Raw genomic sequence first — 7118 nt, forward strand, 5'->3', positions numbered from 1 at the left:
TTTAAGTTGCCGACGCAGATCTTCCTGGCTGAAGGGGCGGCGGCAGCACAAAACGGGAGGTTTAAAAAATGACAATGCACAAATTGTTTGCCCGATGCCTTGGCGAGCGCGACTCAGGAATCTTTTTATGAGCAAGGACAATCTGACACTGCATTACTTCGACGCCGAGATGCGCTATCTGCGTGAGGCTGGCAAGGAGTTTGCCGAAGCCTTTCCAGACCGGGCGGCGCAACTGAATCTGGACAAGCAGGGCGCTCGTGACCCGTCTGTGGAACGCCTGTTCGAGGGTTTTGCCTTCCTGATGGGACGCTTGCGCGAAAAGCTTGACGATGACCTGCCGGAGCTGACCGAAGGCCTGGTCAGTCTGTTGTGGCCGCATTACCTGCGCACCATTCCGTCGCTCTCGATAGTCGAGTTGGCACCGGAGCTGGGGAAGATGAAGCGCAACGAGTTGATCGAAACCGGTTTTGAAGTGCTGTCGCAGCCCATCGGTGTGCATCGCACCCGTTGCCGATACACCACCACCCAGGACCTGACACTGCGGCCACTCGCCCTGGAGTCTGTGCGTCTGGCCCACGAGCCGGACGGGCGTTCAGTGCTGCGCTTGCGCTTCGCCCGTGGAGCGATGAGCACCTGGAACGAGATGGACCTGAGTCGCCTGCCGCTGTACCTCAATGCCGACGCACCGCTGGCCAGTGCGCTGCACCAGGCACTGACCCTGAACGCTCAAGCCTTGTATGTACGCCTGCCTGACCAGTCGGGTCGTACTCTGCTGGACGGTTATTTTTCGCCCAAGGGGTTCGCCGATGACGATCGATTGTGGCCCAAGGGCGACAGCGCTTTCAGCGGCTATCAGCTGTTGCTGGAGTATTTCACCTTCCGCGAGAAGTTCATGTTCGTCACCCTGTGTGGACTGGAGCTTGTGCTCATCAAGCCAGGCGATCTATGGTTCGAACTGGAGGTGGTGTTACGCGAACCGTGGCCGCAAGCGTTCAACCTGAGCACCGGGCACATTCGCTTGCATGCGGTGCCGGTGATCAATGCGTTCACACTGGAGTCCGACCCGCTGGCACTGCAGCCGCTACAAACCGACTACTTGCTTCGCCCCATGCGTTTGCAGGACGGTCATACCGAAATCTATTCGGTGGATCAGGTCACTACGTCGAGTAATGGCGACCGCCAGGACTACATACCGTTCAGCAGTTTCCGCCACAAGGGCGGCATGTTGCGGGATGAGATGCCCGAGCGTTATTTCCATACCCGCTTGAAACGAGGCACCAATGGCCTGCATGACACCTGGCTGATCCTCGGCGGCGACGGATTTGACAAGGACCGGCTAGACGTGAACCAAAGCCTTTCGCTGCGACTGACCGGCACCCATGGCCAGCTTCCGCGCAATGCGTTGCAAGGCACACTGCTCGATACGCTGGCACAAACCTCAAAGATCGGTTTGCAGGTGCGCAATCTGTGCGCACCCACATTGCCGTGTTACCCGCCGAACCGCGACCGCTTCCACTGGCGAGTGCTCAGCCACCTGGGCTCAAACTTCCTGCCGATGCTCGACAATGCTGAAGTATTGCGTGGCACACTGGCGTTGTATGACTGGACGGACGACGAACTGAACCGGCGGCGCCTGGCGGCCATCGTCGAGGTCAGGCACCACCTCCTGCAGCGTTTTGAAAAAGGCTTTCTGCTGCGCGGTGTCGACATCGAAGTCACACTGGATGCCAACGGTTTTTCCGGCGAAGGTGACATCAGCCTGTTTGGCGAGATGCTCCATCGCTTCTTCGGTTTGTACGCCGATATCCACCTGTTCAACCAGCTCACGCTGATCCTTCAACCTTCTGGAAAATGTCTGCGATGGCCCGAGAATCACAGTCAACGTATTCCCGGTTGAACGCCCGGGCTCTCTTCCACAGAGGGGTTTGCCAGCCACAGATTTCGGTCGTTCCAGATAGACCGCGAGAATCAGCTACCCTCTATGAAACCATTGTCATCCGCGAAGCTCGAAACAAACGGGTGCAGTTACCGGGGCGCAGAGCGAGTCGATGCCGTTTCTAGAAGATAACCACGGGTGTGCCGGCTGGAACGGCGAAATGGCCGGGCGCATTCGTGCGTTCGACTGGAGCCGGACTGAGCTTGGGAGCCTGGAGAACTGGTCCAGGAGCCTGTGCAGCGCGGTACAGCTGATGCTCGCCTCGCCGCTGCCGATGGTGATGCTCTGGGGCCGGGCCGGCTACATGATCTACAACGACGCCTATTCGATATTTGCCGGCGGGCGCCATCCCTACCTGTTGGGTTGCGCGGTGGAGTTGGGTTGGCCGGAAGTCGCCGACTTCAACCGGCATGTGGTCGACACCTGCCTGGCGGGGGGGACCTTGTCCTACCGCAACAAACAGCTGGTATTGCTGCGCGACGGCGTGCCCGAAGACGTCTGGCTGGACCTTTACTACAGCCCGGTCGCCGATGATGACGGGCATCCTGCCGGCGTTATGGCGATGGTGGTCGACACCACCGAATTCGTGATTTCCGAACGTCTGCGCCAGGCAGCGGAAAATGCCTATCGCGCCGACAACGAGCGGGTACGCCTGGCACTCAATGCCGGAGCCTTGCTCGGTTCATTCGTATGGGATCTCAAGGCCAATACCCTCAGCGGCGATGAACGCTTCGCCCGCACGTTTTCCTTTCCCCCAGGGCAAAGCCTGGACAATTTGCCCCAGGACCTCGCACAAGCCCATATCCATCCCGATGATCGCAGTTGGGTTGAGGAACAAGTCAGGCAATCGATACAGACCGGTGTGCCGTATAACGCCGAGTACCGGGTGCTACGTCCCGACGGCAGCTACCTGTGGGTGCTCGCCAGCGGCTGCTGCGAATTCGATGAGCAGGGCCAGGCCTTTCGTTTCCCCGGCGTGTTGATCGACATCCACGAACGCAAATCCGCGGAAGAGTCCTTGCTCAGGTTTACCCGCAACCTGGAGCAGCGCGTGGCCGACGAAGTCGAAGCGCGACTGGCGGCAGAAGAGCAACTGCGCCAGTCACAGAAGCTAGAGGCAATCGGCGGCCTGACCGGCGGCGTGGCCCACGACTTCAATAATCTGCTGCAAGTGATTGCCGGAAATCTGCACTTGCTCGCCCGTCATGAACCGGACAATGCCAACGTGCAGCGCCGGGTCAATGCGTCCATTGCCGCGGTTGAGCGCGGCGCAAAACTGTCCTCGCAGTTGCTCGCGTTTGCCCGGCGCCAGCCCTTGTCTCCGGCGGTTTGCACGGCGCAGCAGATTTTCGATGGCCTGGGTGAACTGTTGCAGCGTGCGCTGGGGGAAACCATCCATGTTCACATGAGCACCCCGGTTGACCCCTGGTCGGTCTTCGTCGATCGCAACCAGCTGGAAAACGCCATCCTCAACCTGATGATCAATGCCCGTGATGCCATGGAGGGCGAGGGCACGATTGAACTCAGCGCCGAGAATATCACTCTCGACCGCGGGTTCTGCCTGGGCAAGGGCATCGTTGCCGGTGACTACGTGCGGGTCACGGTTGCGGACAATGGCCTGGGCATGTCGCCGCAAGTGCTTGGGCAGGCGTTCGAGCCGTTTTTCACCACCAAGCCCGATGGCCATGGCACAGGACTGGGCTTGAGCATGGTGTTCGGTTTCGTCAAGCAGAGTGGCGGACATATCGAGATGGCCAGCGTCGTTGGGCAGGGCACCCGGGTGCAGATGTATTTTGCGCGCAACCTGCGCTCGATGGACAGTGAACTACCCAGTGCCGATGTGCTGCAACGGGGCGCGAACGAGCGGATCCTGGTGGTCGAGGACAATGAGGCAGTGCGCGTTTCAACCGTGGAGCTGCTGCGCGAAGAGGGCTATCAGGTGCTCACCGCCGCCAATGCCGACGCGGCCATGCAGATGTTGCTGGAGGGGGCGGCGGTGGACTTGATCTTCACCGACGTGGTCATGCCCGGGCTGATAAAAAGCTCGGATCTGGCGGCATGGGCCAAGGTACAGAATCCCCCGGTGGCGGTGTTGTTCACCTCGGGCCACACCCGTGACATTATCTCTCGCAATCATCAGCTGAGCCCGGATACCCATTTGCTGAGCAAGCCCTATGGGCCGCAAGCGCTGACCCGGACGATTCGTACCGTACTCAACGGCTAAACATGTCTTCACTGTAGGAGCTGCCGCAGGCTGCGATCTTTTGATCTTGCTTACAAAAATCAAAGTCAAAAGATCGCAGCCTGCGGCAGCTCCTACATGTGTATCGCGACCTTCTTGACTCAAGGCTACCCCATGACCGACAAGCGCATCCCAAACCCTCCCTCCGGCATGGTCAGGGTGCGCGGCGCCCGGGAGCACAACCTCAAGAACGTCGATGTCGACATTCCCCGCGATGCCCTGGTGGTGTTCACCGGGGTGTCCGGTTCAGGAAAGTCGTCCCTGGCGTTTTCGACGTTGTACGCCGAAGCACAGCGCCGCTATTTCGAATCCGTGGCGCCTTATGCGCGACGCTTGATCGATCAGGTGGGCGTGCCGGATGTCGATTCCATCGAAGGCTTGCCGCCCGCGGTGGCCTTGCAGCAACAACGGGGCACGCCGAGCACGCGTTCCTCGGTGGGCAGCGTGACGACTTTGTCGAGCCTGATCCGCATGCTGTATTCGCGCGCCGGCAGTTACCCGGCGGGCCAGCCGATGCTCTACGCCGAAGACTTTTCCCCGAACACGCCACAGGGAGCGTGCCCGCAATGCCATGGCCTGGGCCGGGTGTACGAGGTCACCGAGGCGTTGATGGTCCCGGACCCGAGCCTGACCATACGCCAGCGTGCCATCGCCTCCTGGCCGATGGCCTGGCAAGGCCAGAATCTGCGGGACATCCTCGTGACCCTGGGCTACGACGTCGATGTGCCCTGGCGCGACCTGCCGAAAAAGCAGCGTGACTGGATTCTGTTCACCGAAGAAACCCCGACGGTGCCGGTCTACGCCGGGCTCACCCCGCAGGAAACCCGGGTCGCCCTCAAGCGCAAGATGGAGCCGAGTTACCAGGGCACCTTCACCGGCGCACGGCGCTATATCCTGCACACCTTCACCCATTCGCAAAGTGCGCTGATGAAGAAGCGCGTCTCGCGCTTCATGCTCGGCAGTCCTTGCCCGCTGTGCGAGGGCAAGCGCCTCAAGCACGAAGCCTTGTCGGTGACCTTCGCCGGCTACGACATCGGTGAGCTGTCGCAGATGCCACTGCTGCAAGTCGCCGAAGTTCTAAAGCCGGTGGCAGCCCGGCATTACCTCGAAGAGGGCGATGAGGCGGGAGAGGTATTGACTCACCTGCAGACCCGTCAGGCCCGCGAACAGCGTGTAGCCCACGGCGCCAGTGGTCACGCCAACGCCCCCGATGTGCGCCACACGCCGAATCTCTCGGTGGAAAAACGCCTCGCCGCGCAACGCATCGCCCAGGACTTGCTGGAACGGGTCAGCACCTTGATCGACCTGGGACTCGGTTACCTGGCCCTGGAGCGCAGTACGCCGACGCTGTCGTCCGGCGAGTTGCAACGCCTGCGCCTGGCGACGCAACTGGGCTCGCAGTTGTTCGGCGTGATCTACGTACTGGACGAACCCTCGGCCGGTTTGCACCCGGCCGATGGTGAGGCGCTGTTCGAAGCCTTGCAACGCTTGAAGGCGGCGGGCAATACCTTGTTCGTGGTCGAGCATGACCTGGAAACCATGCGCCGCGCCGACTGGTTGATTGATGTTGGCCCGGCGGCGGGCGAGCATGGCGGGCGGGTGCTGTACAGCGGTGCACCGGCGGGATTGGCAGAAGTGAGGGATTCGCAAACTCGCGCCTACCTGTTCGCCGAGCACGTCAGCCAACCCCGTCGCGCGCGCAAGGCCAGCGACTGGCTGCGCCTGGAAGGCATCACGCGTAACAACCTGGACAACCTCAATGTTGAGTTTCCGTTGGGCTGTTTTACGGCGGTGACCGGTGTGTCGGGTTCGGGTAAATCCAGCCTGGTCAGCCAGGCATTGCTGGAACTGGTCGGCGCGCAACTCGGGCGCCCCGGCGTCGACAGTGAACCGCTGGAGGAACTGAGCCTGGAAGACGATGCACCGACCGTCGTTGGCGGGCAGGTCACGGCGGGGCTGGCGTCGATCAAGCGGCTGGTGCAGGTCGATCAGAAGCCCATTGGCCGCACACCGCGCTCCAACCTCGCGACCTATACCGGGCTGTTCGACAATGTGCGCAAGCTTTATGCGGCAACGCCCGAAGCGCAGGCGGCAGGCTACGACGCGGGGCAGTTTTCCTTCAACGTTGCCAAGGGCCGCTGCCCGACTTGTGAGGGGGAAGGTTTTGTCAGCGTCGAATTATTGTTCATGCCCAGCGTCTACGCACCCTGCCCGACCTGCCACGGCGCGCGCTACAACCCCGAGACGCTGGCGATCACCTGGCAGGGCCGGACCATCGCCCAGGTGCTGCAATTGACCGTGGACCAGGCCGTCGAGGTGTTCGCCGAACAAGCGGCGGTGCGTCGTTCCCTGGAGGTGCTGCGCGATATCGGCCTGGGTTACCTGCGCCTTGGCCAACCGGCAACCGAGTTGTCCGGAGGCGAAGCCCAGCGCATCAAGCTGGCTACGGAACTGCAGCGCAACCCCCGCGGGGCGACGCTCTACGTGCTCGACGAACCGACCACTGGCCTGCACCCACGTGACGTCGATCGCTTGTTGGAGCAATTGAACAACCTCGTGACGGCGGGGCACACGGTGATCGTCGTCGAACATGAAATGCGCGTGGTGGCGCAGAGTGACTGGGTGATCGATATCGGACCCGGGGCCGGGGATCAGGGTGGCAAGGTTGTGGTGGCGGGTGAGCCGCAGAAAGTGGCCAAGAGCAGAAAGAGCCGGACGGCGCCGTTTCTTGCCAGGGTCCTTGGTGAGGCTTGAGCCAATGTCGTTCTTGCGGGCCTCTTCGCGAGCAGGCTCGCTCCCACAGGGGATCCAGGTACACCGGTAAAAGTCAGGTCGGCTTTAAGGCCGCCTCGCTTTGCTGTTGATCTGGGGCGCCCCGTTAACCACGCTGGCCGAACGCAGGCATTGCCCATCGCGGCGACAATGGATATGTACTCCGAC

General features: G+C 61.4%; 3 protein-coding genes. All 3 read left to right on the forward strand.

Translation table 11 applies throughout. The features are described from left to right. The first annotated feature begins 127 nt into the window (after positions 1-127). The 3 genes from tssF to PG5_RS32690 all read left to right on the forward strand — a co-directional run bounded on the left by tssF (position 128) and on the right by PG5_RS32690 (position 6932). Positions 128-1897 carry a type VI secretion system baseplate subunit TssF gene (tssF, locus tag PG5_RS32680; RefSeq protein ID WP_020801359.1) on the forward strand — a complete coding sequence of 590 codons (1770 nt, stop codon included), beginning with the start codon at positions 128-130 and terminating at the stop codon, positions 1895-1897. A gap of 151 nt (positions 1898-2048) precedes the next feature. Next, positions 2049-4160 carry a PAS domain-containing sensor histidine kinase gene (locus PG5_RS32685; protein WP_020801360.1) on the forward strand — a complete coding sequence of 704 codons (2112 nt, stop codon included), beginning with the start codon at positions 2049-2051 and terminating at the stop codon, positions 4158-4160. Between the two features lie 132 nt (positions 4161-4292). Then, positions 4293-6932 (forward strand): excinuclease ABC subunit UvrA, encoded by a 2640-nt coding sequence (locus PG5_RS32690; RefSeq protein ID WP_020801361.1) that lies wholly within the window; start codon positions 4293-4295, stop codon positions 6930-6932. Positions 6933-7118: the final 186 nt, after the last annotated feature.

Source organism: Pseudomonas sp. G5(2012) (assembly GCF_000408945.1).
Lineage (GTDB): Bacteria > Pseudomonadota > Gammaproteobacteria > Pseudomonadales > Pseudomonadaceae > Aquipseudomonas > Aquipseudomonas umsongensis.

Bases quoted from the DNA above. Each gene is read 5' to 3' on its own strand.
- tssF (WP_020801359.1), top strand. From the start codon at position 128: ATGAGCAAGGACAATCTGACACTGCATTACTTCGACGCCGAGATGCGC.
- PG5_RS32685 (WP_020801360.1), top strand. From the start codon at position 2,049: ATGCCGTTTCTAGAAGATAACCACGGGTGTGCCGGCTGGAACGGCGAA.
- PG5_RS32690 (WP_020801361.1), top strand. From the start codon at position 4,293: ATGACCGACAAGCGCATCCCAAACCCTCCCTCCGGCATGGTCAGGGTG.